The sequence below is a fragment of the Spirosoma sp. KNUC1025 genome (assembly GCF_045160025.1).
GTDB lineage: Bacteria > Bacteroidota > Bacteroidia > Cytophagales > Spirosomataceae > Spirosoma.
On sequence record NZ_CP087139.1, the window covers coordinates 4,773,097 to 4,795,451 of the forward strand.

The 22,355-nt window shown below is 47.7% G+C and carries 26 protein-coding genes; 10 read left to right on the forward strand and 16 right to left on the reverse strand.

Going from position 1 to position 22,355, the window contains the following annotated elements; all coding sequences use genetic code 11:
• Position 1 precedes the first annotated feature (1 nt).
• Genes LN737_RS20890 through LN737_RS20900 form a run of 3 tightly spaced genes read right to left on the reverse strand, consistent with a single transcriptional unit; the run spans position 2 to position 1,342 of the window.
• The gene (locus LN737_RS20890) at positions 2-343 is read right to left on the reverse strand and encodes a zeta toxin family protein (protein ID WP_405511757.1); all 342 of its coding nucleotides are present in this window, start codon (positions 341-343) and stop codon (positions 2-4) included.
• A 34-nt stretch (positions 344-377) separates the two neighbouring features.
• The gene (locus LN737_RS20895) at positions 378-689 is read right to left on the reverse strand and encodes a hypothetical protein (protein ID WP_405511758.1); all 312 of its coding nucleotides are present in this window, start codon (positions 687-689) and stop codon (positions 378-380) included.
• 56 nt (positions 690-745) lie between these two features.
• Positions 746-1,342 (reverse strand): tRNA-(ms[2]io[6]A)-hydroxylase, encoded by a 597-nt coding sequence (locus LN737_RS20900; RefSeq protein WP_405511759.1) that lies wholly within the window; start codon positions 1,340-1,342, stop codon positions 746-748.
• A 103-nt stretch (positions 1,343-1,445) separates the two neighbouring features.
• Between LN737_RS20900 and msrA the strand changes: the two genes are divergently transcribed.
• From msrA to LN737_RS20925, 5 genes are all read left to right on the forward strand, one after another.
• The gene (msrA, locus tag LN737_RS20905; RefSeq protein ID WP_405511760.1) at positions 1,446-2,108 is read left to right on the forward strand and encodes a peptide-methionine (S)-S-oxide reductase MsrA; all 663 of its coding nucleotides are present in this window, start codon (positions 1,446-1,448) and stop codon (positions 2,106-2,108) included.
• 192 nt (positions 2,109-2,300) lie between these two features.
• Positions 2,301-3,023: a hypothetical protein gene (locus LN737_RS20910; RefSeq protein ID WP_405511761.1), complete on the forward strand. Its 723-nt coding sequence runs from the start codon at positions 2,301-2,303 to the stop codon at positions 3,021-3,023.
• 88 nt (positions 3,024-3,111) lie between these two features.
• Positions 3,112-4,125 (forward strand): hypothetical protein, encoded by a 1,014-nt coding sequence (locus LN737_RS20915; protein WP_405511762.1) that lies wholly within the window; start codon positions 3,112-3,114, stop codon positions 4,123-4,125.
• 113 nt (positions 4,126-4,238) lie between these two features.
• Entirely contained in the window at positions 4,239-5,288 is a 1,050-nt protein-coding gene (locus LN737_RS20920) for a hypothetical protein (protein ID WP_405511763.1), read from the forward strand.
• A gap of 79 nt (positions 5,289-5,367) precedes the next feature.
• Entirely contained in the window at positions 5,368-5,871 is a 504-nt protein-coding gene (locus LN737_RS20925; RefSeq protein ID WP_405511764.1) for a hypothetical protein, read from the forward strand.
• A 58-nt stretch (positions 5,872-5,929) separates the two neighbouring features.
• On the opposite strand, the gene LN737_RS20930 is transcribed toward LN737_RS20925, so the two are convergent.
• Positions 5,930-6,946 carry an EamA family transporter gene (locus tag LN737_RS20930; protein ID WP_405511765.1) on the reverse strand — a complete coding sequence of 339 codons (1,017 nt, stop codon included), beginning with the start codon at positions 6,944-6,946 and terminating at the stop codon, positions 5,930-5,932.
• Between the two features lie 57 nt (positions 6,947-7,003).
• Positions 7,004-7,429 (reverse strand): T9SS type A sorting domain-containing protein, encoded by a 426-nt coding sequence (locus tag LN737_RS20935; protein WP_405511766.1) that lies wholly within the window; start codon positions 7,427-7,429, stop codon positions 7,004-7,006.
• 93 nt (positions 7,430-7,522) lie between these two features.
• Between LN737_RS20935 and LN737_RS20940 the strand changes: the two genes are divergently transcribed.
• From LN737_RS20940 to LN737_RS20950, 3 genes are read left to right on the forward strand one after another with little or no spacing between them, the layout of a single operon-like run.
• Positions 7,523-8,455, forward strand: coding sequence for a LysR family transcriptional regulator (locus LN737_RS20940; protein WP_405511767.1), 933 nt, complete (start codon positions 7,523-7,525; stop codon positions 8,453-8,455).
• Positions 8,456-8,494: 39 nt separating this feature from the next.
• Positions 8,495-9,190, forward strand: coding sequence for a hypothetical protein (locus tag LN737_RS20945; protein WP_405511768.1), 696 nt, complete (start codon positions 8,495-8,497; stop codon positions 9,188-9,190).
• The gene (locus LN737_RS20950) at positions 9,177-10,838 is read left to right on the forward strand and encodes a S8 family peptidase (RefSeq protein WP_405511769.1); all 1,662 of its coding nucleotides are present in this window, start codon (positions 9,177-9,179) and stop codon (positions 10,836-10,838) included. The genes LN737_RS20945 and LN737_RS20950 overlap by 14 nt, the downstream gene beginning before the upstream one ends.
• Before the next feature lie 83 nt (positions 10,839-10,921).
• On the opposite strand, the gene LN737_RS20955 is transcribed toward LN737_RS20950, so the two are convergent.
• The 3 genes from LN737_RS20955 to LN737_RS20965 form a co-directional block, all read right to left on the reverse strand.
• Positions 10,922-11,512 (reverse strand): hypothetical protein, encoded by a 591-nt coding sequence (locus tag LN737_RS20955; RefSeq protein WP_405511770.1) that lies wholly within the window; start codon positions 11,510-11,512, stop codon positions 10,922-10,924.
• Between the two features lie 164 nt (positions 11,513-11,676).
• The gene (locus LN737_RS20960) at positions 11,677-12,093 is read right to left on the reverse strand and encodes a hypothetical protein (protein ID WP_405511771.1); all 417 of its coding nucleotides are present in this window, start codon (positions 12,091-12,093) and stop codon (positions 11,677-11,679) included.
• Positions 12,094-12,178: 85 nt separating this feature from the next.
• The gene (locus LN737_RS20965) at positions 12,179-12,748 is read right to left on the reverse strand and encodes an NUDIX hydrolase (protein ID WP_405511772.1); all 570 of its coding nucleotides are present in this window, start codon (positions 12,746-12,748) and stop codon (positions 12,179-12,181) included.
• Positions 12,749-12,807: 59 nt separating this feature from the next.
• On the opposite strand from LN737_RS20965, the gene LN737_RS20970 reads away from it, so the two are divergent.
• Complete coding sequence (locus LN737_RS20970; RefSeq protein ID WP_405511773.1) at positions 12,808-13,710, forward strand: DUF2911 domain-containing protein; 903 nt, start codon at positions 12,808-12,810, stop codon at positions 13,708-13,710.
• 86 nt (positions 13,711-13,796) lie between these two features.
• Here the strand turns inward: LN737_RS20970 and LN737_RS20975 are convergent, their stop codons facing one another.
• Positions 13,797-13,946: a CcmD family protein gene (locus LN737_RS20975; protein ID WP_405511774.1), complete on the reverse strand. Its 150-nt coding sequence runs from the start codon at positions 13,944-13,946 to the stop codon at positions 13,797-13,799.
• The gene (gene ccsA / locus LN737_RS20980; RefSeq protein ID WP_405511775.1) at positions 13,930-14,661 is read right to left on the reverse strand and encodes a cytochrome c biogenesis protein CcsA; all 732 of its coding nucleotides are present in this window, start codon (positions 14,659-14,661) and stop codon (positions 13,930-13,932) included. Before ccsA ends, LN737_RS20975 begins: the two co-directional genes overlap by 17 nt.
• A gap of 175 nt (positions 14,662-14,836) precedes the next feature.
• Here ccsA and LN737_RS20985 point away from each other — a divergent pair, with 175 nt between their 5' ends.
• Entirely contained in the window at positions 14,837-15,361 is a 525-nt protein-coding gene (locus tag LN737_RS20985; protein WP_405511776.1) for a hypothetical protein, read from the forward strand.
• A gap of 606 nt (positions 15,362-15,967) precedes the next feature.
• Here the strand turns inward: LN737_RS20985 and LN737_RS20990 are convergent.
• From LN737_RS20990 to LN737_RS21015, 6 genes are all read right to left on the reverse strand, one after another.
• A complete protein-coding gene (locus LN737_RS20990; RefSeq protein ID WP_405511777.1) occupies positions 15,968-16,327 on the reverse strand; it encodes a hypothetical protein in 360 nt (119 codons plus the stop codon).
• 368 nt (positions 16,328-16,695) lie between these two features.
• Positions 16,696-17,421: a hypothetical protein gene (locus LN737_RS20995; RefSeq protein WP_405511778.1), complete on the reverse strand. Its 726-nt coding sequence runs from the start codon at positions 17,419-17,421 to the stop codon at positions 16,696-16,698.
• Positions 17,422-17,556: 135 nt separating this feature from the next.
• Positions 17,557-18,150, reverse strand: a complete 594-nt coding sequence (locus LN737_RS21000; RefSeq protein ID WP_405511779.1) for a hypothetical protein — start codon at positions 18,148-18,150, stop codon at positions 17,557-17,559.
• A 172-nt stretch (positions 18,151-18,322) separates the two neighbouring features.
• Positions 18,323-20,005 carry a sodium:solute symporter gene (locus LN737_RS21005; RefSeq protein ID WP_405511780.1) on the reverse strand — a complete coding sequence of 561 codons (1,683 nt, stop codon included), beginning with the start codon at positions 20,003-20,005 and terminating at the stop codon, positions 18,323-18,325.
• A 200-nt stretch (positions 20,006-20,205) separates the two neighbouring features.
• The gene (locus LN737_RS21010; RefSeq protein ID WP_405511781.1) at positions 20,206-21,102 is read right to left on the reverse strand and encodes a hypothetical protein; all 897 of its coding nucleotides are present in this window, start codon (positions 21,100-21,102) and stop codon (positions 20,206-20,208) included.
• Positions 21,103-21,122: 20 nt separating this feature from the next.
• The gene (locus LN737_RS21015; RefSeq protein WP_405511782.1) at positions 21,123-22,322 is read right to left on the reverse strand and encodes a hypothetical protein; all 1,200 of its coding nucleotides are present in this window, start codon (positions 22,320-22,322) and stop codon (positions 21,123-21,125) included.
• Between the last annotated feature and the right edge of the window lie 33 nt (positions 22,323-22,355).

Sequence of the window (22,355 nt, forward strand, 5' to 3'; positions counted from 1 at the left end):
ATTACATCGTAACCGAAGGCATTCGGCTTTTGAGGTATTCAACTAAGGCATTGGAGAAAGGTTGGGTGTATTTTGGTGCATCCTGGCCGAATGTTTCGCCTATCATTCTGGCACGTGGGTGGAATTGGCGATATTCATCGCCGTTGATAACTACGAACTTCCTATTGCTGTACGTTCTCCGCAGTTGCTTTATTAGCCCTGTTTTGCCTGATGCGGGTTGGCCGCCGAGCAATATACCTATTGGCTTGTCGGATTGATAAACCGTTGCGTCCCCAATATATTCTGCAAAAACAATCTGCCTGGCAATATCTAATTCTTCCTCTGTAACGTGGTGGATATCCATCAACGCGATCTATACAAATGGTAGTGCAGGGTAATTAAACGGAGGCAATTAATTGATCGCGTTGTAAATTGAGATGAGGCACATACTCCTGATCAACTTTTTTATAGAGTTCTTCTACTCCTTCACCAGCATAGATCTGGTCAATCTCTTTTTTAAAATCGCCAATCTGCTTCATGAGTTGTTGGTAACGAGAATCCGTCAGTACTTCCTGGCTATTATAGGCGAAACCCGCCTGATTGTACTCCCCAACCAGCTTATACAGTTGTTCATTCTGCTCGGCAATCATCTTTCCAATAATTTCGATGGCAATGTCATCCTTTATCCAGGGCAATACATGCATCTCCATACTTTTGATCGTTTATGAACCTTACTCAAATGTTACGAAAAAAGTTAACCTGTTGATCAGTGCATCCGGTCGCCCCGCACTTCCAGATTGGCCATAATATCGGCTTCGACAGCGAGGAATTCCTTCCAGCGTTCGCGTACCCGTTCGGCTGGCAGATACGTTTCAGCGAGTTCGATAAAATTCCGATAATGCCCTGCTTCCGAAATCATCAGCTCCCGGTAAAACTTCTGCAATCCCTCATCGGCAATATGTTCGGAGAGGAGTTTGAACCGTTCGCAGCTTCGGGCTTCAATCAATGCGTTCAGCAATAGATTGTCCATCAGTTGTTCCTTCTGATCGCCAATCGACCGGCGAAGTCGGGAACGGAGCTGATTCACGTACTCATCTTTCCGCTGGCGACCGAGCGGGATGTTTCGTTTGCGAAGCTCTTTCAGTACGCGCTGAAAATGCCCCCATTCTTCGGCCACAACGGGCGTCAGCACTTCAACCAGTTCTGCTTTATCAGAATACTGAACGATAAGCGAAATGCAGGACGATGCAGCCTTTTGTTCGCAATAGGCGTGGTCGATCAGAATCTCACCGATGTTCATTTCAGCGATGTTGACCCAACGCGGGTCGGTGGGCAGTTCCAGCCCTAACGTAGTAAGGGACATAATCTCAAGGCGTTCGTGAGGCAAAGGTAACTATATACGCCCAAATTGGCTTTCCGTAACTCTACGTTCCGATTTTGCGTTATCTGAACGTAGCGACTAGCCTATGAAACTGTTCACTCAAATTCTGGTTGGGTTCCTCTGTGCGGGTCTGTCAACGGGTTGCAACCAGCAGCCAGCCGATAAGCCCACCAATACCACCATCGACATTAAACCGGCCAAACTTCCGGCATTACGTCCGGGCGAAGCTGTTGCGACGGTAGCGGGTGGTTGTTTCTGGGCGGTTCAGGAAGAGATGAAATCGCTGAAAGGCGTTCGGGTGGCCATTTCCGGCTATTCGGGTGGCAATCTGGAATACCCGACTTACGAACAGGTCGGCACCGATCAGACAGGGCATGCGGAAGCGGTGCAGGTTTATTACGATCCCAATGTGATTTCTTACGACGTACTGCTGGAAGCATTCTTTGCCGGGCACGACCCGACGCAGCTCAACCGGCAGGGTCCCGATGTAGGCAGGCACTATCGTTCCGCAATTTTTTACCGCACCCCTGACGAAAAAGCACGTATTGAAGCGGCCATTCGTCGGGAGCAACGCCACTATCGGGCTCAAATTGTTACCCAGGTTTTACCCTTTGGCGCTTTCTATCCTGCCGAAATGTATCACCAGGATTACTACCGGCACAATCGATATAATTTATACATTCATCTTGTTTCGGAACCGAAAGTGGAAAAGTTCAGAGAGAAGATGAAAAGCCGATTGACCGAATAGATGACAAAGCGATACGGTTCACGAACACTTTGATATAGCCCGTTACGCCTTATTTTCTACCATCTGTTCCTAACATTCGGCCCGCCCTGCGACATTTTGTCAAGTCCCGCAACCGTTCGGCTTAAACCCATATTGCGGGATCGGGCGGAACCTCGTAACATTGCTTCGTCTTTCAACCAATGCCAGACAATTATGCCAGAACCAGACAAATCGCTCGGTCGTAAAATCCTGAGTTTCTTTGTAAAAGAGGAAGAAACCAGCAACGTTTCGACCGGTACGCCCCCCGCTGCATCGACGGCGCCCGTGGCTCCCCGACCGGCTCCGAGTGCTCCGGATCAATCGGTTGGTACAAGCGGACCCGCCAGCATAGCACCCGTGTCAGCGTCATCGGGAACGATTGACCCGAAGTTTGCCGAACATTTTGCAAACGTACTGGCACAGAACAATCCGCCCGGCCCCGATTACTTTGAGTTTCGCGAAACGTTACGTAGCCTATCGAGCCTCGACCTTCCCGAAGACAAGCAGTATCAGGCCGCCTGGGCTAGCTTTAAGGCATTAGGCGGGCCTGGTGACGCCACTACGTTGACGAACACAGCAAATCAGTATATTACAGCCCTGAATAAAGATCGGGATGCGTTCGGGAAAAGTGTTGAAGCAGCTCTGACAGAACGGATCGGCGGTTTGCAGAATGAACAGAAGCGCCTGCAAACCGAAAACGATTCGCTGGCGAAACAGTTAGTGGAAATACAAAAGCAGATTGACGCCAACAAAAACCGGCTCTCGGCCATTGCGGGCGACATCAACGAACAAAGCGCGAAGATTACGCAGAACCGGCAAAATTACGATTCAACGTTCGCGCACTTTACCGATCAGATTAAAGGCGATATCGCCAAAATGACACAATATTTAAAATAATGGGTGAGTTGCAGCTGGCAAATCTGTGATTGATACGTCAGCGTTTCGTAACTCATCATTCGGCATCCAAAATCATAACTTCTTAATAATGGCAACTCCTGATTTTTCTAAACTTGGCGGTGGTACAGAACCCGAGAAACGTTCGTTCTGGAGCCGTCCTGAGGGTTTTCTGGGTATGATCGTGCTGGCGGGCGTCGCTGGCCTGGGCCTGGTCTATTTTAACCGAATCGTTGAATTTCTGATTCGCGCTACGTCGAATATTCTCGAACTGGCGTTGCTGCTGGGTGCGCTGGGCGTACTGATCTTTCTGTTCACGAGTAAAGACGTCCGAACCGCGGTATTCTTCCTGTTTAAATCGCTGATGCGGAGCATTACTGGTACGGTAATTCAGCTGAACCCGATCGCGATTATGAAAATCTACATTCAGGATTTGAAGGAGAAACGCGAAAAAATGCAGGGTCAGATCAATATCCTGGCTGGGCAACTGGTCAAGCTGAACAAAAAAATCAGCGAGAACAACGAAGCCATCAAGCAGAAATTCGCGGAAGCCAACAAAGCCAATTCGTTGAGCGATAAACCTGGTATGCGCGAAACTGCTCAACTGGCCACCATCGAAGGGGCAGGCTTGCAGGAAATGAACGAAAAGCTGCTGCCGCTGCAGCGAAACATGAAAAACGTACTGGCTTTCATGGAAAAAGTGAACCAGAGCGCCGACTACATCATCAAGGAAACCGAGATTAAGGTTCGCCTGAAAGAAACGGAATATCAGATCGTTAAAGATAGCTCGAACGCACTCAAAACGGCAGTTAGCATCTTCAAAGGTGATCCTGACAAGCGGTTTTATTTCGACCAGTCGATGGAATACATTCAGGACGATATGAGCATGAAACTCGGCGAAATGAAACGGGCCATGGATCTTTCGATGGACTTTATAAATGGCGTCGATATTCAGAACGGTATTCTGTCCGACAAAGGCGAAGCGTTGCTGGAAGCGTACAACAAAGGGGAGTTCAAAATGGTACAACTGGATGCACCCGCGCAACCCGTCATTACCGGCCCCAACCCCGCGAAAGACGCCGGATACAAGAATTTGCTGGATTAATTTTAAAGAGCGAAAGAGTGAATGAGCGAAAGAGCCTATCAAACGAGAACTCTTTTATTTACGCAAATCACTTTCACTCATTCGCTCATTCACTCTTTCACTCATTTAAACATATGCAACGTTTAACCGTAGCCGGTCGGCTGCTCATCACGGCTCTGATTATAGGCGCTATTTATTTCGCATTCCGCTATTTTAGCGGTAATGAAGCCTTACGCAAACTACAACCCAAAGACAAAGAGTACTCGGAGTCGCAAACGATGCCCCGCTCGGACGATAAAACCGCCGAAGGAGCGGTAGAAGAATCAAGCGCAACAGATAATAATGGTTCGTCGGGGGAAGCAACAGGCGGGCAAACGCAACGGGCTTTCACGTATACAGCGCCGGAGCCGCAGAATGGGAAACTCAAGGGCGTAGTAGAACTGGGAGCCAGTGGTTTCAATTCATTCATTGTCCGGATCGACGACCAGAAACACTGGAAACTCGAAAAGGCGGAATTTGGCAACAGCCTTGTTCTGGAAAATATGGCAACCGACGAAGACGTACGGTCGGGTTTGAAAAGTTATATCGGGAAAATGCTTGATTTCGGCGTAGGTGGCCGCGATATCCAGTTTGTGGTTAGCTCGGGCGCGGTGAAGGCTGAAGTCACTCAAAAGATTGTCAAGGCCCTGAAGTCGCTGAACTACGTAGTGAACACCGTTACGCCTGAACAGGAAGGATCACTTGGTCTACGGGCCGTATTACCTACTGAGTTCTACGACAATTCATTTGTTGTTGACATCGGCTCGGGTAACACCAAAATATCGTGGAAAGAAGGCAGTTCTACGAAAGCGTTGGAAACCTATGGTGCGAAGTATTTTCAGGAGGGTACCAGCGACGAAGCCGTTGCCAGTGCAGTACAGGCCAAAGCCAAGCAAATCCCTTCCGACCATCGCAAAACCTGTTTTATCATTGGGGGCGTACCCTTTGAACTGGCTAAATCCGTCCGGAAAGGGAAAGAACGCTATACGGTGCTCGATGCGCCATCGGCTTATAAACTCGAAAATGCCAAATCAAAAGCGGGTCTGAACATCTACAAGGCCATTGCCGATGCGACAGGTTGCGATCAGTTTGTTTTCGACTGGGATGCCAACTTCACCATTGGGTATTTATTGACGTTAAAATAATGACTGAATGATTGAGTGATTGAATGGCTGGCGCAAGCTCTTATTCAATCATTCAATCACTCTATCATTCTCCTACTTTATGACCCTCCGTGACTTCTTTCAAATGCTTTCGGGCCACCCTGCTTTACTAGCTCTGCTCCTGATGACTATTCCATTAGGGGCTTTTTTAGTGAATATGTGGTCGGGAGAAACGGCGGAAGATATCTGGAAATGGCGCTATGTCTATGCGGTTCTAATTTATCTGGCGTGTATTCCGGGCATTTTTGCCGTTACGTTAGCGATCTATCTGTTTCTGTTCGAGCGGCAAAGCGTATGGGATATTAATCTTATTGCTCAGGTTCTGCCGGTGCTCACGATGGTAGCAACGCTGATGCTTATCCGGCGCAAAATGCCCTTTACGTATATTCCCGGTTTTGGCAAATTATCGAGTTTCCTGACGCTCATAGCGGCCCTTATCGGTATACTCTGGATCATAGACCGCACCCGAATCTATGCCGTTACGTATATTCCGTTCGTATACATCGTTGTTGGCTTCGTTCTATTACTGATCATTATTCGTTTCGCCTGGAGCCGAATTTTTTGAGCTAAAACAGCAACGTAGAGAAGGTTGTCATCCCAAGGAACGACCGTTTAAACAGATTCTATTTCTCTAACGAAACCTGATGCGCCAGCGCTGATTTCGTTTCCTCTTTAGCCGCTGTCTGCTGTTGTTTCAATTGCCGGGCGGCTTTTTCCTCGCGGTATTTGGGCAGGTTGATAAGAAGAACACTGCCTAAAATGATTACTAAGCCGGAGATTTGCCAAAGCGAGATCGATTCATGGGCAAACACCACACCGAGCAACACAGCAATCACCGGATTTACGTATGCATACGTACTGACTTGCGTTGCGGGTCGCACCTGGAGCAACCAGACATATGCGCTATACGCCACAATCGACCCGAACACAATCAGGTACGCCAGCGCCAACCACGCCTGAACCGATATCTGAGACCAGTTGACCGTTTCAAATTCGTGATTGAGGATACTGGCGGGTAAAAACACGAGGCTGGCGACAATCATTTGCCAGGCAACATTGGCCGTAGACGAGCCTTCAGACGGATGGTGTTTCGAATAGAGCGAACCCGACGACCAGGCAATTGAACCGAAAAGCAGCAGTACCATGCTGATTAGTTTTGTATGATCGGTGCTTCCGGCAAAGAGGCCGCTCAGTTGTTCGCTAAACAGGAGAATTACCCCAATAAAGCCAATGCCCAGCCCGGCCAGAGTAGCCTTGCTTTTAAAATTGGTCGGCCAATTGGGCTTATCCAGTAACACAAACCAGATGGGCGCCGACGACACCAGGATAGCCACCAGAGCACTGGGTACGTTCTGCTCAACCCAGATGACTGCCCCATTACCACCGACGAGCAACAACACGCCCACCACAGCCGACGTAATAAAGCTGTTTTTGTTGAACAGCTTCTCCCCTTTCAGCAATCCCCAACCCAACATCAGCGTACCGGCGGCAAAAAAACGCATGACGCCCAGCAGCATCGGCGGAATATCGTGGATAGCCATTTGTATGAAAAAGTACGTAGAGCCCCAGACAATATATACGATAGCAAATGCGCTGATAACCAACAGTGGCGACGGCGCTTTGGCATTATTTTGATTCATAGCCTTTCAGTTTACAGGTTCAATTCAGACGTATTCAACAAGGACCGGCAAAGGTAGTCACTGACCGCTTTGTGGACCGTAGGTAATATATCGTTGTGTTTCAATGGACGGCATCTCCACGACTTCAACCCGGCGAACAACCGTCTGTTTTCCATCGCTGATTTCTACGTAATAGATGCCTGATTTACAGTCTTCAAATCTAAGCTTATGGTGATAAACAATGGGAGATTTTTTCAGATGCTGCTCATAGAGTACTTTTTTGTTCGCATCCCTGATCATAACCGTGGCTCCCTGCGGTTGGCGAATGGCCAGCATCAGGTTTATTGTCCAGTTATCGCCCATATAGGAGCCTACTTCAAAGGAGGCTTCTTTCGTCAATGGGTCGCCGGAATTCGTATCCGTGGTTTGGGCGTTGGCTACCTGCCCCAGCATAATCAGCAGCACGAGCGCTACGTTCCTGAACTTGTAAATGGCTGTTCTCATTGTATGTGTTTGTTTACGACAGGCCAAAGGTGGCAAGTTTTGATATATTAGTAAAGCGAATTATTTTTGTCTAAATCATGAATAATATTCATCATGGAAATCCGGCATCTGCAAATGGTGAAAGAGGTGGCAAGCAGTGGTAATCTGACCAAAGCCGCCGATCAGTTGTTTCTGACTCAGTCTGCGCTGAGCCATCAGTTGAAGGAGATTGAAAGCTATTTCAATACCCAGCTGTTCATTCGGGATAAAAAACAAATGCTGCTCACGCAGGCGGGCGAGGTGGTGTTACAGGCAGCGGAGAAAATCCTGCAGGAAGTGGCCGACACCCGCGCCAAAGTTCGATCCCTGACCGATACAGAATCCGGCGAAGTTCGGCTTTGTACCCAGTGTTATACGTCGTACCACTGGCTGGCGGGTTTTCTACGTGAATTTCAACAACTGTATCCTAAAGTCGATGTTAAGGTTGAACTGGAGGCTGCCACGCATCATGCCGACAAACACTTATTAGCCAATAAGATCGACGTAGCGATCACTGAGGGCGACGAAAATCCCAAGTTTTCGTACACTCCGCTTTTCCAGGATGAATTTGTTGCGATCATTGCGCCCGACCATCCCTGGGCTGGCCGTCGGTGGGTTGAACTGGAAGAGTTTGCGGCCGAGAATTATATTATGTACAATATTCCTGACGAGGAAAGTGACAATTTCATGATGATCTTCAAAAACCGGCGCCCCTTGAAAGTGTACAAGATTACACTGACGGAAGCCATTCTGGAGATGGTAAAGGCCGGGTTGGGCATTGCCGTTTTACCTACCTGGGTGGTCCGCCCCTACCTGCAGACGGGACAACTGGCAACGGTGCGAATTACCGAAAAACGGATTCTGCGGACATGGTTTGCGGCAACCCTGAAAAATAAGCACCTGCAACCCTATACCATTGCGTTTATCAACCAACTGGCTTCGTATATGAAAGAGCTGGATGGGTACGCCTGCCCCAACGAAACAATCGCCGACACTATTTTTATGTAATGCTGAAACCCGTTTGCCTGCCCTAAACCTGCCTCTCATATGTCGCTTCATCTGTACAGGCTTGGGAGTTTAGCTGTGTTGTTTTTACTGCTGGGTTGCCAACCTACCCCAACTGAGCCTGTTATGTCGGATCACGACTATTTCCCGCTCGAAACAGGCCGGTACGTTATTTACGATGTGCAGCAAGAGCAGTACGCCCTGAATTCGGCCCCGACGCTAAAGACGTATCAGCTTAAGGAAGTGATCGGAACAACCTATACCGACGTAACGGTACAAACAGCCTACCGATTAATGCGCTATCGGCGGTTGACTGAAAGCCAGCCCTGGCAGGCTGATTCCGTCTGGTCGGCCCGTATCATCAATAATGAAGTGGTACGTACGGAAAACGGTCGGGATTTGGTTAAGTTATTGCTTCCAGTTAACGGGCCAGAAGCCTGGAATGGTAATCGACACAATTCGTCGGAACCGGATGACTACGTAACACGCAACATCGGGCTGCCTTACGACGTATTAGGAAAGCAGTATTCTGAGACAGTGACGGTAGTGGAGCAGGACGACTCAACGCTGACGATGCAGGACAAACGAATTGCCGTCTATGCCCGACAGATTGGACTCATTTATAAAGAACAAACTCAACTTCAGTTTTGCACCGCCACACCCGCCTGCACTGGGCATTCACAAATTGACTATGGCATCCGACAAGTGTATCGTATCCGAACGTATGGAAAGGAATAAACTAATCTGGTTATTGGCGTTGTTGCTATTCGTTCAGGGCACCGGCTTTGGTCAGGCAGGGAAATATCTGGTGTTGTTACGTGATAAAGCCAATTCGCCCTACAGCACCAGTAAACCCGAACAATATCTGTCGGCCCGGTCAATTCAGCGTCGGCAGAAACAAAACATCGCCGTTCAGGAGCGCGACTTACCCGTTAATCCATCCTACATTACGCAACTCCAGCAGGCAGGCGCTAAAATCTGGTATACGTCGCGCTGGCTGAATGCAGTACTGGTTGAGGCCGACGACCCCACAATCGCTGCCGTACAAAAACTGTCATTTGTCAAAGGACTCGAATTCAACCGGTCCCTGAATAAAAGCCAGTCGATCACCCAGCCGCGCGTTAAGTCCGTTCATGTTTCCGGTTCTGCGCGGGTGGCTGCCGATACGCTTTCTTATGGTATTTCAGCGAATCAGATCAAACAGATTGGGGTCGATAAAATGCACCAACAGGGTTTTCATGGTGAAGGCATGCTCATTGGGGTGCTCGATGCGGGTTTTCTGAACGCCGATAAAGTTGGCTTTTTAAAACCCGTTTTTGACGAAAAGCGCATCCTGGCAACCTATGATTTCGTCAATAAAGAAACCAGTGTGTATGAAGATGATGCACATGGACTTGAAGTCCTTTCGGCCATAGCCGCTACGGTCGATGGTCAGTTGTACGGCACCGCTTACAAAGCATCGTTTATTCTGCTACGTACCGAAGATGCCCCTACCGAGAAGCAGGTGGAAGAAGCCAACTGGCTGTTTGGTGCCGAATATGCCGACAGCGCCGGTGTAGACGTAATCAGTTCCTCGCTGGGCTACACTGAATTTGACGATATCTCGGCCAGCTATACGTATCAGAATCTGGATGGAAAAACAGCTCTCTCAACGCGGGCAGCGCAAATTGCTACCGAAACCGGTATGGTAGTGGTGGTAGCGGCTGGCAATGAAGGAAGCGACAGTTGGCATTATCTTTCTGCCCCCTCCGATGCGGTTTCTGTGCTGGCCATTGGAGCCGTTACGCAGACAGGACAGCGCGCGTCTTTCAGTTCGTTTGGTCCGTCGGCCGATGGGCGAGTAAAACCTGATTTGGCCGCCCGCGGACAGGGTGACGTACTGGGGCTTCCCACAGGCAATATCGGTCTTAACAATGGAACATCGTTTGCGGCCCCACTGGCAGGCGGACTGGCAGCGGGTTTCTGGCAGGCTTATCCAGCTCTGACAGCGGCACAGGTAACGGAAGCCCTACGCCGGTCGGGCAGTCAGTACGCGACCCCCGATGATCAGTTGGGGTATGGTATTCCGAATTTTGACCGGGCAGCCACCGTTGCCAAAACATTCGGTCCGCTGGCTGTCGACCCGGCCACAATACCCCTCCTAGCCTATCCCAATCCATTCAGTTCGAATGAGCCGTTGACTATCCAGTTGGAAGGCATTAGCCCAAATACAACCGTTGATGCTTCAATAACGGATATAAGTGGCCGTGTACTTTGGCAGAAACGCTTTACAGGCTCAAGTCTGACAGCGTTTGTGCTACCCAATCTGGGTTTATCCGCTGGCAGCTACGTAATGACCTTTGTCGCTGGCGACAAAAAACGAACCCTCCGCGTAGTAAAACAATAATTGGCCATTTCGCTTCGCTGTCATTAGTCATTAGTCATTAGTACTGACAGCTAATGACCAATGACTATAACGACCAATGCCTATTATGGACGAATGGACAAACCAGCCGTAACCAGCCCCTGAAACCCGAACCCTACTTCGGCAAATAGGGCTACTGCATTTCCAACCCGAATACCGAGCGGACTAATATGGAAAGCCAGGCCCGTAGTTTTATCCGTCTGGCTACCACTGGTTTCATTTTTCGATTGGATAAACGTAGCGCCCACTGCCACCGATGAGTAAACGCTGAAGCCAGGATTCCGCACCCAGGCCAGTTTGGAACGTACCATTGGCGTCAAATAACTGGTTTTAAGCGTAGAGCTGGTATTGTTTGTCAATTTATAGCTTTCGTCGTACTGGGCATAATTCAGCTGAATACCCAGGCTCACCCGCCGACCGACGAAGTAATCAAAGCCAGCATAAGCCGCGCCAAACCCTTTCGCATCGATACGTTCAACATAACCGGGCAATAAACTGGCAGCTAAGGTTGAGCTGAATCCGGTTAACAAATCCTGTGCAGTAAGAAGACCGTAACCCGCATACACTTCTGTCCGATGCAGATCGTCGGTCGATTGCGCCATTACGTTCAGGGATAAAGCCAAAAATAGTGTAGCGCTTAGGAGTAGTGATTTCATGGGATTTATATGTTTTCCCGGAAAGGTATAGTGTACACATATAGTTTGCAAAAGCTTCATATGTTTTTTATAAATTTACCATATAGCAATCACTGATCACTGCATCTAAACGAATCGAGCCACCCGTCGTAGACAAGTGGCTCGATCCAATCTGTGGTTAATCTCTATTCACCAATAGCCGTACTGTCATTTTTACGTTTCTGCTTCTTAACGTAATATTCGTTTGACGCCCCAGTTGAACCAGGTTCGCTTATCCGCTGAATTTTATAGTTCCGATCAGCCAGATTGGCGGATGGCGTATGATCGACGGTAACGCCCCCTACTGGCTGAGTACGCGGCATCTGGTTCTTATAGTTGGCCAGCCGGGCATCGCCGGGAGCTGGCGTTTTCACCTCAACCCCCTGCTTGTTTTCCCACCGGCGGGCAGCCGCAGCTAAATTGGGATGTTTATAATTATGGGTCGAATACATCGGATTGTTCAGCGGCTTACGCTGATCGGTGGCCTGATCATTCTGCGCCAGGACCTGGTCGGCCAAAGCCAGAATGCCCACACTGAGGAGCATCAATTTTAACGTTTTCATAACTATTTCCGAGGTTTTGTTGTCTGACAAATCTATTAAACTATCAGATTAAAAAACAATTAAAATAGCTACTATATTTATAGTTTTATACTTTTTTTCGCAGTAATCTTAAAATTGACTCCGAATTGGTATAAGAATTGGCTATTTCTAACGTAAACCATCGAATATTCTTCCGTTCGTCCGATTGACCAAATGGCTCATTTGGGTCAGCTTCGAGCAAGAACCGGATATCGTAATGCAGGTGTTCCGGTTCGTGGTTCCGGGCAGGTATTGTATGCACATCTACATCGAAAATCGGGACTGTCGGAGTGAGCAATGGGGTTTCGCTACCAGCTGGCACTATCAGGCGTAACGAGGTCAGCCCGGTTTCTTCCTGAGCTTCCCGCAGCGCAACAGCCGCTATATCCGGGTCGCCATCGGCATGTCCGCCCGGTTGCAGCCACCGATCCAGTTTGCGGTGGTGAATCAACAGGACCTGACTTCGATCCGGGCTAACGATCCAGGCGGAACCCGTTACGTGACCAGTCAGAAGTGAGCGCTCGAACGCATCCGGATTAGCTTCCACAAACGCAATCGTTACCTCGGTCATGGCTTGTTCGTTTGGGTCGGCGGGTAGGTGCTGGCGAAGGAGTTGCAGCAGTGGCTGACGATGCATAGTTGGCTTTGTCTGTAAAAAGACGCAATTTGGCAGCAATTTTCAATACTCTATAGACTATGCACAAAGTATCGCTTACCGTACTTACGTTTTGCCTGGCCGCTCAGCTGGCTGTTGCCCAAATCAAACTTCCCTCACCCAGCCCCGGCGCTACCGTTATGCAAACGGTTGGTACCACGGATTTAACCGTTACGTATTCACGCCCTGGCCTGAAAGGTCGTCAACCCTTTACCGATGCCTTTGTTCCGCTCAATAAAGTCTGGCGAACAGGCGCAAACTCCCCTACCCTGTTTACGACCACAACGGACCTGATAGTCAACGGGAAAACCTTGCCTGCGGGCACCTACGCTATTTTATCGATTCCTGCCGAAGGCAACGCTACGTTGATTTTCAACAAGAACAAAACCACAACGGAAGCCACATACAAGCAAGAGGAGGATGCACTGCGGGTGAACCTTACTCCTGCCGAGAATAGCGAAAAAGTGGAATCGTTTACGATTGATTTCAGCGATCTGACGGATAGCACGGCCAAAATGAATTTCATGTGGGCCAACGTAAAAGCATCGGCTAATCTGAAAGTGGATGTCAACGCCAACGCAGCTGCGAATGTCGACAAGGCCGTTGCCGAGAAGCCGGAAGATGCCGCCGTGTTGCAGGCTGCGGCCAGCTATAACGTATCGAAAGGACGGAATCTTGAACAGTCGCTTACATGGATTGATAAGTCGATTGCGATGGGTGAGAACTTCCGCAACCTGTACGTAAAATCACAGATTCTGGCCAAGCTGGGTAAGTTCGCGGATGCGTTGCCAATTGCTCAGAAAGCGCTTTCGGTGGGTCAATCGTCCAACGATCCGGTGTTTCCATTCTTTAAAGAGGGCATTCAGAGCAGCATTTCGGACTATACGGCCAAGCTGCCTTCCCTGCCTGCTATGAAAGCTGGAAAAGGCAAGAAAAAAGCCTAAGCACACTCTCTTATTTTCCGTTTAAAACCAACGCCTGTTCTGATGAAGCCAGAACAGGCGTTGGTTCATTAATGGGTCGGCTAGTTTTAGGATCCCCTGACTCTGCGCTTTATTTTATGAACTCGCCGACCGATTCGGAGCAGGTAAAACAGCCATCCTAGCAAAACGACACTGACGACGGCCACGACGACCCATATTTTTCCGTCTTCTCTTAATAATTCAGTGAGCTGATTCATTTGTTGGATCTGATAATGTTGTGGAATGGTGGTCGGGCAATTTTTCCTGTTCGTCCTGTTCGTCAATATTCATTTCTAACCGGCGTAATCTGACGCGAAGTTGCGTAATCCAGAAGCCAAGTAAGGTAAACCCCACGAAGGCAGGTCTGATTATCCGTTTTATAGAACTGTCGGCATCATACTGATTAAACCCAGGATTTCCCCCGTTGCCGGGATGTAATGAATCGGTAAGTCGGGGCAGAATGAGGATAAGTGGGATAAAAACAGCAAAAGCGAAGATGTTGTAAATCGATGAGATTCGGGCCCGGCGCATCTCATCATCAAACGACCCACGTAACACAAAGTACGCCAGATACATCAGCATACTGACAGCAACCCCATTGGTTTTAGGATCGTTAGGCCATAGGTCGCCCCAGGCAAAATAAGCCCAAACAGAGCCCGTAATGCAGCCCAGTACTCCGAATAATATAGCGGTGTTTGCCAGTTCCACAGCAATCAGGTCATCATCCGCTTTTCCGCTTCTCAGGTAGCGTATCGAAAAAATAGCTGATCCAAGCAGCATAACCATCATGGCAATCCAGAGTGGGGGATGAAAGAACGTATTGCGAATGGCCTCATGCAAAATAGGTAACCGGGGAACAGGGCTCATCAGGCCAGCGATGAAGACATACGTTAAAATGAGAACGGTTAAGCCTTTCCACCAATGTTTTAGCATACGTCTACGGAAGTTTGTCAGGGCAGCCGCAACACTGTTTATAGGCGTACATGCAGCTGTTACGTCATAAAGCAAACCTATCAGATAAATATACCTTTACCTCAAATAGTCATTCTCAGTATTAGTCAATTTCGTTAATTGGCAGCACGCAATTCGGCTTCTAACTCTAAAAGCGATGAAACGGCTCCTTCTCCTGTTTGCTTTTCTGTTCAGCGTGTCGGCCAGTGGACAATCTCTTGAAGACAAGTTAAAGGCACAGGTTCTCAAACTGGAAACCGCTAATTTCTCGAAGTCGAATCAACCCGCTAGCGACATTCAGTTTGTCACGTTTGAGTACAAACTCATTCCCATTAAAGACTGGTGGAAGCGGTTGTATGACGTATCCGTTGAATTTAGAACCCAGATGATTCTCTTGACCAACGAATCGTATGGAAAGCTACGCATCGAGGATAAAGCCAAAGGAACGCACAAAGCCGATGTGCTGGCTGATTCGGTACGAAAAGAGGCTCAAAAAGAAGTAGACCTATCCGAAGAAGAGGCCTACTTTAAAGCAAAATATGAACATGCTGATTCTTCCGAGAAAGTGTACGAAGTCTTTTATCAGCTAAAATATAAACAGGCAGGCCGAGATGTAGTGGCCCGAAAAATCAGGCACGCTTTTCACCAGAACGACTTATCAGAAGTGCGCTCGTTCAACTAATCTACTCCGGATCTTCCTGGATTTAACCCTCTTGAGGCTTCCCGACTCACCACAAGCGCGGGTCAGAATTTTATCATTTTCGCCTGCTTAAACAAGGAATACTAGGGGAAGCGACTCAGCTATTCCGAAATAACTTTCCACAATCATTATATTCGGTCGATGTAGCCGGTTGTCAGATATTAGTGATTAGTGATAAAATCAGCTCATTATACCAGTGGATAAGTCGATTGCAAAGCAGTCAATGTACTAGAGGCTATACGTTAACCAGAGTGAAAAGGAGAAATTGACCTATAAAACGCAATGTTTTTCGTTCAAGAAAAACACGATCGGTCTGTTCAGCGATGTCTTTTTTGAAACAAATTTTTTATAGAATCAGGCTAAAATTCAAATCAAGGATTTAATGCAGTATGCTATCATTTTGCAGTATTACTAGACTTGTTGTATAACTCAAGTGGCTGTTGCAAAAGTCGAAACCTGCTTGTGCTGGCTCCATTAAACGGTAATTTTTAATCATTCGGTGGACAGAAATTGGCAGGCAAAGTGGGCACTTAATATCCATTCCAGACTTTTGCAACAGCCACGGCACTTATACAACAGATTGAGGACTTAACGAAAGCGTATTGATTGAAATAGTTTATACGTTGCGAATTGCTGAAGGGTATCTAAATTATGCCCATAGATAGTTAGTCTAGTACCTTTTTGATCTACTTCTGGAAAGTGGATACCTATAAGGCCACTTCCTATTTGCTTAGGTAAGACGATTTTCGCCCTTTTACCATTTATCGTGTCGTACAGAAAATATTCATTTAAGTGGATGGCTTGAGCTTCATCAACTTCTGGCGTTTTTGAAAAAACCATTCGACTCGGGTAACGGAACTTGGCTGAGTCAAAAACCTTCTTTTGCTCTAATGAGCGGACTGGTACTTCTAAATCATCAAATGAATAAGAATAAAGTCCATAATCCATGAATAAAGTATCCCCATTATCCGTAACAATTCCTTGAACATCGGAGTCAGTGCCTTGTAATTGAATTACTTTCCAAGTGCTTGGAGCTTTGGCGGTAAGAAAAGATAAGTCTATGATCTGTTCACTAACTGGTTTTCTCCGACAGGATAAAACTAGCTGTAAGACAACTAGTGTAAGAAGCTAAATCTTGTATTGTAATTGCATTATATCAATTCTAGTTTCTAAAGACAGAAATAAGACTTTCTAGGTTAAATCACTTTACATAAAATTAGTTATACAACACACCTTTAAAAAGTACAAAGCCTGACCACTTTGATAAACGGTCAGGCTTTGTACTTTGGTAATTTAAATGATACCCTAGTCAATAATTAAGGTAAGGTCTTTCTGGATACATAGACTACCGCTGGCATATCTGGAGTACAGCAATAAAATGAATTGTGCTCCGCTTCATAAGTCCCCCCTGAAGCACCCACATACAGCCGATTTTGATCATCTAGGTACAAATTAACTAAACGATGTTGGAACGGAAACTCAACCATACGTTGTCCATTAGAGTCTTGACGAAGTAGTTGAGATGGATTCTCGTAAAAACTAGTAGATCCCGTTGTTACTGGTGTGGTATTACGTTTAATCGAGTAAGATACACCAGTGTTAGATTGAGTTTTTCCGATGGGTTTAGTAACCTCCAAATAGCCTTTGAAATGCTTGCTATAGTAATCCCAAGTTTTGCCATAGTCAGGCGTAAAGTATTGGACTGAACTTGCTGTAATTGGAAAACCTTGTTTGTCTGTTTGAATAGATTGCAGGGAAAACGTGGTATCGTTTCGAACATAGAGTCCGGATATAGGACCTTGAAAATCCTTAGACTCTTTCCAAGTTTGACCTCGATCCGTAGAATAATAAGCTTTGGTCCAAGTAGTTACTAGCAGAGTTTTATCAATATCACCCGCGATAGCAAAAGCTTCTCTACCAGTTGGAATCTGTAACCGAATCCAATTAGGGTCCTCCGTTACTTGTGGTTGTAGTTTGGAGTTGTTATCGCGGATGCAGGATGCAACCGCTAGCATTGATACTACTAATAATGCCTTTTTCATAAAAAAGAGTTGAGATAAGATGTGCCGTTATTCTTATTCACAAAAGACTCATTTTTCAGCCAAAAGGTTGTTGTATAAGTGCGTATATGTTAACAAAAGCATCTCTGCTCGTAATTGATGGCACGAAGCATGAACCTATCTCTTCCTGTTAATTAAATAGTTAGCACCAATTTGGGCTTGCAGAAGATGGTACCTGCCTTGGATGCCTGACTCAGGGGCCGCCGGTTTGTCTTGCCAAGTAAGTAGCAGATCAACCCGCCACTCAGCCACCACCCGAATGCTGGTCCCCAGCCCAGCATAACCGGATTGGATAGACCGCTGGTTCTCAGCCATAGGAAAAGTCTTAGTGTTGGTACTGGAGACGGTAGCCTGCCCCCATTGATAAGCGCCCACAATAAAGGGAGAGACACGGCTACGGGTGAACTGGTATCGAAGCAAGGGACCTACTGAAAAAGTGGCGTCATGAGCGGCTATAAAGCTTTCCCGGCTCCAAGAGGCCGATAAGCCGAGGGCTAGCTTATTAGCCACGAAATAGCCTCCATAAGCTTGTGTAGCTGAGTATCGTTCGTGGAGGTAACTATTCTTGGAATACCCTACCTGAAAGCCAAACAACCAATCTTTACGATTGAAGGGTTTGGGGCTGTTAAAGGGCGTGCTGAGTTGGGGTTGATTTTGGGCTTGGCAGAGCCAGCAGTGACAAACAAGATAAACTAATAATGTCTTTCTCATGACCGAAGTTGTTTATCATCAGACTAACTATGTATAGGGTTATCGTGGATTTATATTGGCTAAAGCTTATTTAAGCTGTTGTATAATCTACTATATGTTAACTTATGTCACCAATATACACAATAAATAGAAAAATTGATTAGATGGGGGCTAATGTATAGTTCCCGAACTTTTATTCTTTGAGAAATCTCTGTAATACCCAGGCGATGCCAACCACGAGCAGGCACCCGATGACGTTGAGCCATAAAAAAGCTGTCAGGTCGAGGTACCAGCTTGCTACCACCAGGGCTTCGGCCAGAATAGCCGCCCAGAATGTAGCCTTTCCGCCAATGGATTTTACGTAGAAGGCCACCACAAACACCCCCAGAATAACTCCGTAAAACAGCGAGCCGAGAATATTTACAGCTTCGATCATGCTACCGAGCTGGTTGGCAAATTGCGCGACTACGATGCAGAAGATTCCCCAGCCAATCGTGGCCCAGCGCGATGCATGCAGAAAATGTTCATCGCTTCCCTCCGGCCGAACGAGCCGCTTATAAACATCAATGACCGTAGTAGAGGCCAGCGAGCTATAGGCCGACGCAATGGACCCCATTGAAGCACTGAAAATAACGGCGATGAGCAGCCCAATCAGCCCGTGCGGCAGGAAATCCAGCACAAATCTCAGAAAGACGTAGTTTACATCATTGGTGTCGGCGGCCGGATTATTCTTTTTGATAAGGTTCGTTACGTCGGTTTTAACCGATTTCAGGGCATCGTCAGTTTCCCGGAGTATCGTCCCGGCAGTTTCCTGGCCCGCTTCATTATCGGTCTGGAGAGCGGCCTGCATATCGGCCACAGCCTTCTGCCGCTGCGCCGTAAGAGTCTGGTGCTTTATTTCGGCAAGCTGGTATTCACGCGCGTAGGAACTCTGTTTTAACCGATCGGTTTCCTGCTTATTAAAAAAAGTCGGTGACGGATTGAATTGATAAAATACGAATACCAGCACCCCCACCAGCAAAATCAGAAACTGCATCGGCACTTTCAGCAAGCCGTTCATTAACAGCCCCAACCGACTTTGTCCAATGGTTTCGCCGGTCAGATACCGCCCCACCTGCGACTGATCGGTGCCGAAGTAGGACAATTGCAGGAAAAAGCCGCCAATCAGTCCCGACCAAACGTTATATCGGCTATTCGGATCGAATTTAAGGTCAATCAAATTCATGCGTCCGGCTTTCCCCGCTACGTGCAGCGCATCGACAAAACCTATCCCCTCGGGCAGCAGCTTAACCGTCAGGATTCCGGCCAGTACCATCGCAAACGTTACGACCGCCATTTGTTGCAGATGCGTATGTGAAATGGCCTTTGTGCCTCCCGTGACGGTATAAACGAGCACAATTCCGCCCATCAGTAGGTTGGTCCAGTAGATATTCCAGCCCAGAATGGTCGAAAGAATTATGGATGGCGCATATATCGACAGGCCTGTGGAAAGGCCACGCTGAAGCAGAAACAGAGCCGAAGTGAGCGTCCGCACCCGAACATCGAACCGGTCTTCGAGGTATTCGTAAGCCGTGAAAATTTTTAGTTTATGAAAAATCGGTACGAACGTAATGGACAGCACCACCATAGCCAGCGGCAACCCGAAATAAAACTGGACAAACCGCATGCCGTCGGCAAAGCCCTGTCCCGGCGTCGACAGGAACGTAATAGCACTAGCCTGGGTAGCCATCACCGATAAACCTACATGATACCAGGGCAACGACTGCCCAGCCAGCAGATAATCGTCCATGCTATTGCTTCCCCGACTCCGTACGACACCATATACGATAATGCCCAATAAAGTCAGCACGAGTACGCTCCAGTCCAGAACACTCATGATAACCAGCGCATTAGAACATAGAACAATAGAATTTCGACAACTAAGCTACCGATAACAATCGTGTAGAGCTGCGTCCAGGTGCGGGCAAACGGCGGTAAATCACTAGGGTTTTCAGGCATGTAGGAATAGGCTTGTCTGACTATAACGGCGAAATTAGCAGAAAACCGTGTATCGCATCGGATATTAACACGAACGGTTTATTTCCCGATGCGAAGGTGGTAACTTCCGTACGGAATCAACGTAACAACGCTCGAAACGCGGGGTCCAATAACAACCGGTATATACGCTGCCAGATCGAACGCATGCCGACGACGATCGAAACGAATACCACCTGAAAGAGCGCCGACAAAATCGAATATTCCACTCCCGAACAGCACTACGTTTTCGCTAATGAACGTCAGCTTTGGGCTTACTTTCCGCACAATTCCAAACGTACCGACTACGTTGCTCGACAGGTCACCATTGGAAATACTCCATCCCAGGCCAAAAGTCGTATTATTGCTCCGATCACCCGTAGTAACAATTCCCTGTACATATCCCGCGTCAGCAAATGTGTTGCCGACAAACAGATCAGGCCCCTGCAAGCCAACATATTGCGCGGCAATACCCAGCCGAACCCGCTTACTGACGGGCAATGATACTTTGGTATTCAGGCTGAATAGGGTTGTTGGCAAAAACGAAAAAAAGGTTGTGCCAACACTCCAGTTGTCGTTGATACCGTACTCAAACTGACTGAAATACAAAAAGTAGTTTCGAAAATAAACCCGGCCTTTTTCGGCAGAATAAGCCGTTGGCGTAAAGCGCATGGTCTGCGGAAACAGGTTCGGAAAATACTCGTCCTCTGCCTGAGCATTGATTTGCACAACCCGCACAACCTGGTCAGCCCGTACGCGAAACATCCCCAGATCATTGGTTCGGATAACGGCTTCTGTGCTGTCCTGACGAATCAGTTCGCCACGAATACTGGTTCCGTCCTTAAGTTTTATAATGTGCGTCGGTTTTACCTGAGCTGTGGGTGTTTTCTTCTGATAATAGTCGTCCTGCGCTTCGACCGTAACCGATAGAAGAACCAGTAAAAAGCTAAGGTATTTCATGCTGGATGTGGATAAATAATTCAGTCGCGGCCAATGAGCAAACTGTAGCCAATGTACGGCAGGATACGTACCTGTCGGCCATCCCAGGTAAGATTTTCCCTGTAAACCAATCCATATACCCCCAGGTCGAACGCGTGACGACGGCGATCTAACCGAAGCGCAAAGGATAAGGAGGTACGTTCACCCGTATCATCGGCGTAGTAACGGTCACCCAGATTGACCCGGTTATCACTTAGAAGTGTTAAACCAGGTGTTACCTTCTGCATGATACCCAGCGTCAGAAACGACTGATTCGGAATAGGTACGTCGGTGGTATAGCTTATATACGGTGAAGATGACGCATAATTGATTACCCGTTGTGAACCCCGGCTAACCAACCCGTAGCCAACTGTTACGTTATGCTGACTTGTGCCAACAGAGGCCAGTGCCTGAAAGGTAAGTGGCCCCCGTTTGATATAATAGGAAAACGAGTTGTTCTTATAGGTTACGTTCAGGGCCAGCCGAAAGTGGTTACCGACTGGTACGCTCAGCTTTGAAAACAACTGAGTATTGTTTGTCAGGAAACCGTTGAACGCGTAATAATCCGTAAGAATCAGGTAAGGAATGGGCGTAACAAAACTCGCTCCGACACTCCAGTTGCGGGTGATTCCGTAATTAAATTCGTTCAGGAGCAACAAGGTATTCCGGTAATAAAACCGGCCCTTTTCGGCAACGTAAGCGGTTTGGCCATTGAGCAGCCAGGGCGAAAAGCGATTTGAATACACCCGGGAATCGGCTGAACCGGCTGCCTCCGAGCGAACCGTATCGACACGTATTAATAGCTCGGGCTCAAAATACGTTAGCTGCCCATTGCGTTTGCGAACGGTCATCATGGCACTGTCGCGCCGAACGTAGTTGCCCTCCACTTGTGTGCCATCTCGGAAAACAAACACCGAATACAGAGCCGGACCGGCTGAACCGGTTTCGGGACTGGCCGCTTCGTCCGGTCGATTTGCAGAGATGCGTAGAACCTGATCGGCTTCGATAAACGAAAAATCGCCACCCCTCACTTTAACGGTGATCAGTGAACTATCCTGCCGAATAATCTGCCCCCGTACCACCGAGCCATCCCGCATGAGCAGATAGGAATGTTTGCGCTCTGTATCTTCCGGCGTAATTTTGACCACTTGCGCCCACAAATAAGCCGGACAGAGAAAAAGGAAAAGAAGAACTGTTTTCATGGTTGAGGGTGTTAGGTTTAGACGGTATTGATG

What these genes read in the sequence shown, in the direction of transcription:
- LN737_RS20890 (WP_405511757.1), bottom strand. Translation starts at nt 343, where the DNA reads ATGGATATCCACCACGTTACAGAGGAAGAATTAGATATTGCCAGGCAG.
- LN737_RS20995 (WP_405511778.1), bottom strand. Translation starts at nt 17,421, where the DNA reads ATGAAAAAGGCATTATTAGTAGTATCAATGCTAGCGGTTGCATCCTGC.
- LN737_RS20945 (WP_405511768.1), top strand. Translation starts at nt 8,495, where the DNA reads ATGTCGCTTCATCTGTACAGGCTTGGGAGTTTAGCTGTGTTGTTTTTA.
- LN737_RS21005 (WP_405511780.1), bottom strand. Translation starts at nt 20,005, where the DNA reads ATGAGTGTTCTGGACTGGAGCGTACTCGTGCTGACTTTATTGGGCATT.
- LN737_RS20960 (WP_405511771.1), bottom strand. Translation starts at nt 12,093, where the DNA reads ATGAAAACGTTAAAATTGATGCTCCTCAGTGTGGGCATTCTGGCTTTG.
- LN737_RS20930 (WP_405511765.1), bottom strand. Translation starts at nt 6,946, where the DNA reads ATGAATCAAAATAATGCCAAAGCGCCGTCGCCACTGTTGGTTATCAGC.
- LN737_RS21015 (WP_405511782.1), bottom strand. Translation starts at nt 22,322, where the DNA reads ATGAAAACAGTTCTTCTTTTCCTTTTTCTCTGTCCGGCTTATTTGTGG.
- LN737_RS20900 (WP_405511759.1), bottom strand. Translation starts at nt 1,342, where the DNA reads ATGTCCCTTACTACGTTAGGGCTGGAACTGCCCACCGACCCGCGTTGG.
- LN737_RS20915 (WP_405511762.1), top strand. Translation starts at nt 3,112, where the DNA reads ATGGCAACTCCTGATTTTTCTAAACTTGGCGGTGGTACAGAACCCGAG.
- LN737_RS20955 (WP_405511770.1), bottom strand. Translation starts at nt 11,512, where the DNA reads ATGAAATCACTACTCCTAAGCGCTACACTATTTTTGGCTTTATCCCTG.
- LN737_RS20950 (WP_405511769.1), top strand. Translation starts at nt 9,177, where the DNA reads ATGGAAAGGAATAAACTAATCTGGTTATTGGCGTTGTTGCTATTCGTT.
- msrA (WP_405511760.1), top strand. Translation starts at nt 1,446, where the DNA reads ATGAAACTGTTCACTCAAATTCTGGTTGGGTTCCTCTGTGCGGGTCTG.
- LN737_RS21010 (WP_405511781.1), bottom strand. Translation starts at nt 21,102, where the DNA reads ATGAAATACCTTAGCTTTTTACTGGTTCTTCTATCGGTTACGGTCGAA.
- LN737_RS20975 (WP_405511774.1), bottom strand. Translation starts at nt 13,946, where the DNA reads ATGAATCAGCTCACTGAATTATTAAGAGAAGACGGAAAAATATGGGTC.
- LN737_RS21000 (WP_405511779.1), bottom strand. Translation starts at nt 18,150, where the DNA reads ATGAGAAAGACATTATTAGTTTATCTTGTTTGTCACTGCTGGCTCTGC.
- LN737_RS20940 (WP_405511767.1), top strand. Translation starts at nt 7,523, where the DNA reads ATGGAAATCCGGCATCTGCAAATGGTGAAAGAGGTGGCAAGCAGTGGT.
- LN737_RS20925 (WP_405511764.1), top strand. Translation starts at nt 5,368, where the DNA reads ATGACCCTCCGTGACTTCTTTCAAATGCTTTCGGGCCACCCTGCTTTA.
- ccsA (WP_405511775.1), bottom strand. Translation starts at nt 14,661, where the DNA reads ATGCTAAAACATTGGTGGAAAGGCTTAACCGTTCTCATTTTAACGTAT.
- LN737_RS20935 (WP_405511766.1), bottom strand. Translation starts at nt 7,429, where the DNA reads ATGAGAACAGCCATTTACAAGTTCAGGAACGTAGCGCTCGTGCTGCTG.
- LN737_RS20990 (WP_405511777.1), bottom strand. Translation starts at nt 16,327, where the DNA reads ATGGATTATGGACTTTATTCTTATTCATTTGATGATTTAGAAGTACCA.
- LN737_RS20910 (WP_405511761.1), top strand. Translation starts at nt 2,301, where the DNA reads ATGCCAGAACCAGACAAATCGCTCGGTCGTAAAATCCTGAGTTTCTTT.
- LN737_RS20895 (WP_405511758.1), bottom strand. Translation starts at nt 689, where the DNA reads ATGGAGATGCATGTATTGCCCTGGATAAAGGATGACATTGCCATCGAA.
- LN737_RS20970 (WP_405511773.1), top strand. Translation starts at nt 12,808, where the DNA reads ATGCACAAAGTATCGCTTACCGTACTTACGTTTTGCCTGGCCGCTCAG.
- LN737_RS20920 (WP_405511763.1), top strand. Translation starts at nt 4,239, where the DNA reads ATGCAACGTTTAACCGTAGCCGGTCGGCTGCTCATCACGGCTCTGATT.
- LN737_RS20985 (WP_405511776.1), top strand. Translation starts at nt 14,837, where the DNA reads ATGAAACGGCTCCTTCTCCTGTTTGCTTTTCTGTTCAGCGTGTCGGCC.
- LN737_RS20965 (WP_405511772.1), bottom strand. Translation starts at nt 12,748, where the DNA reads ATGCATCGTCAGCCACTGCTGCAACTCCTTCGCCAGCACCTACCCGCC.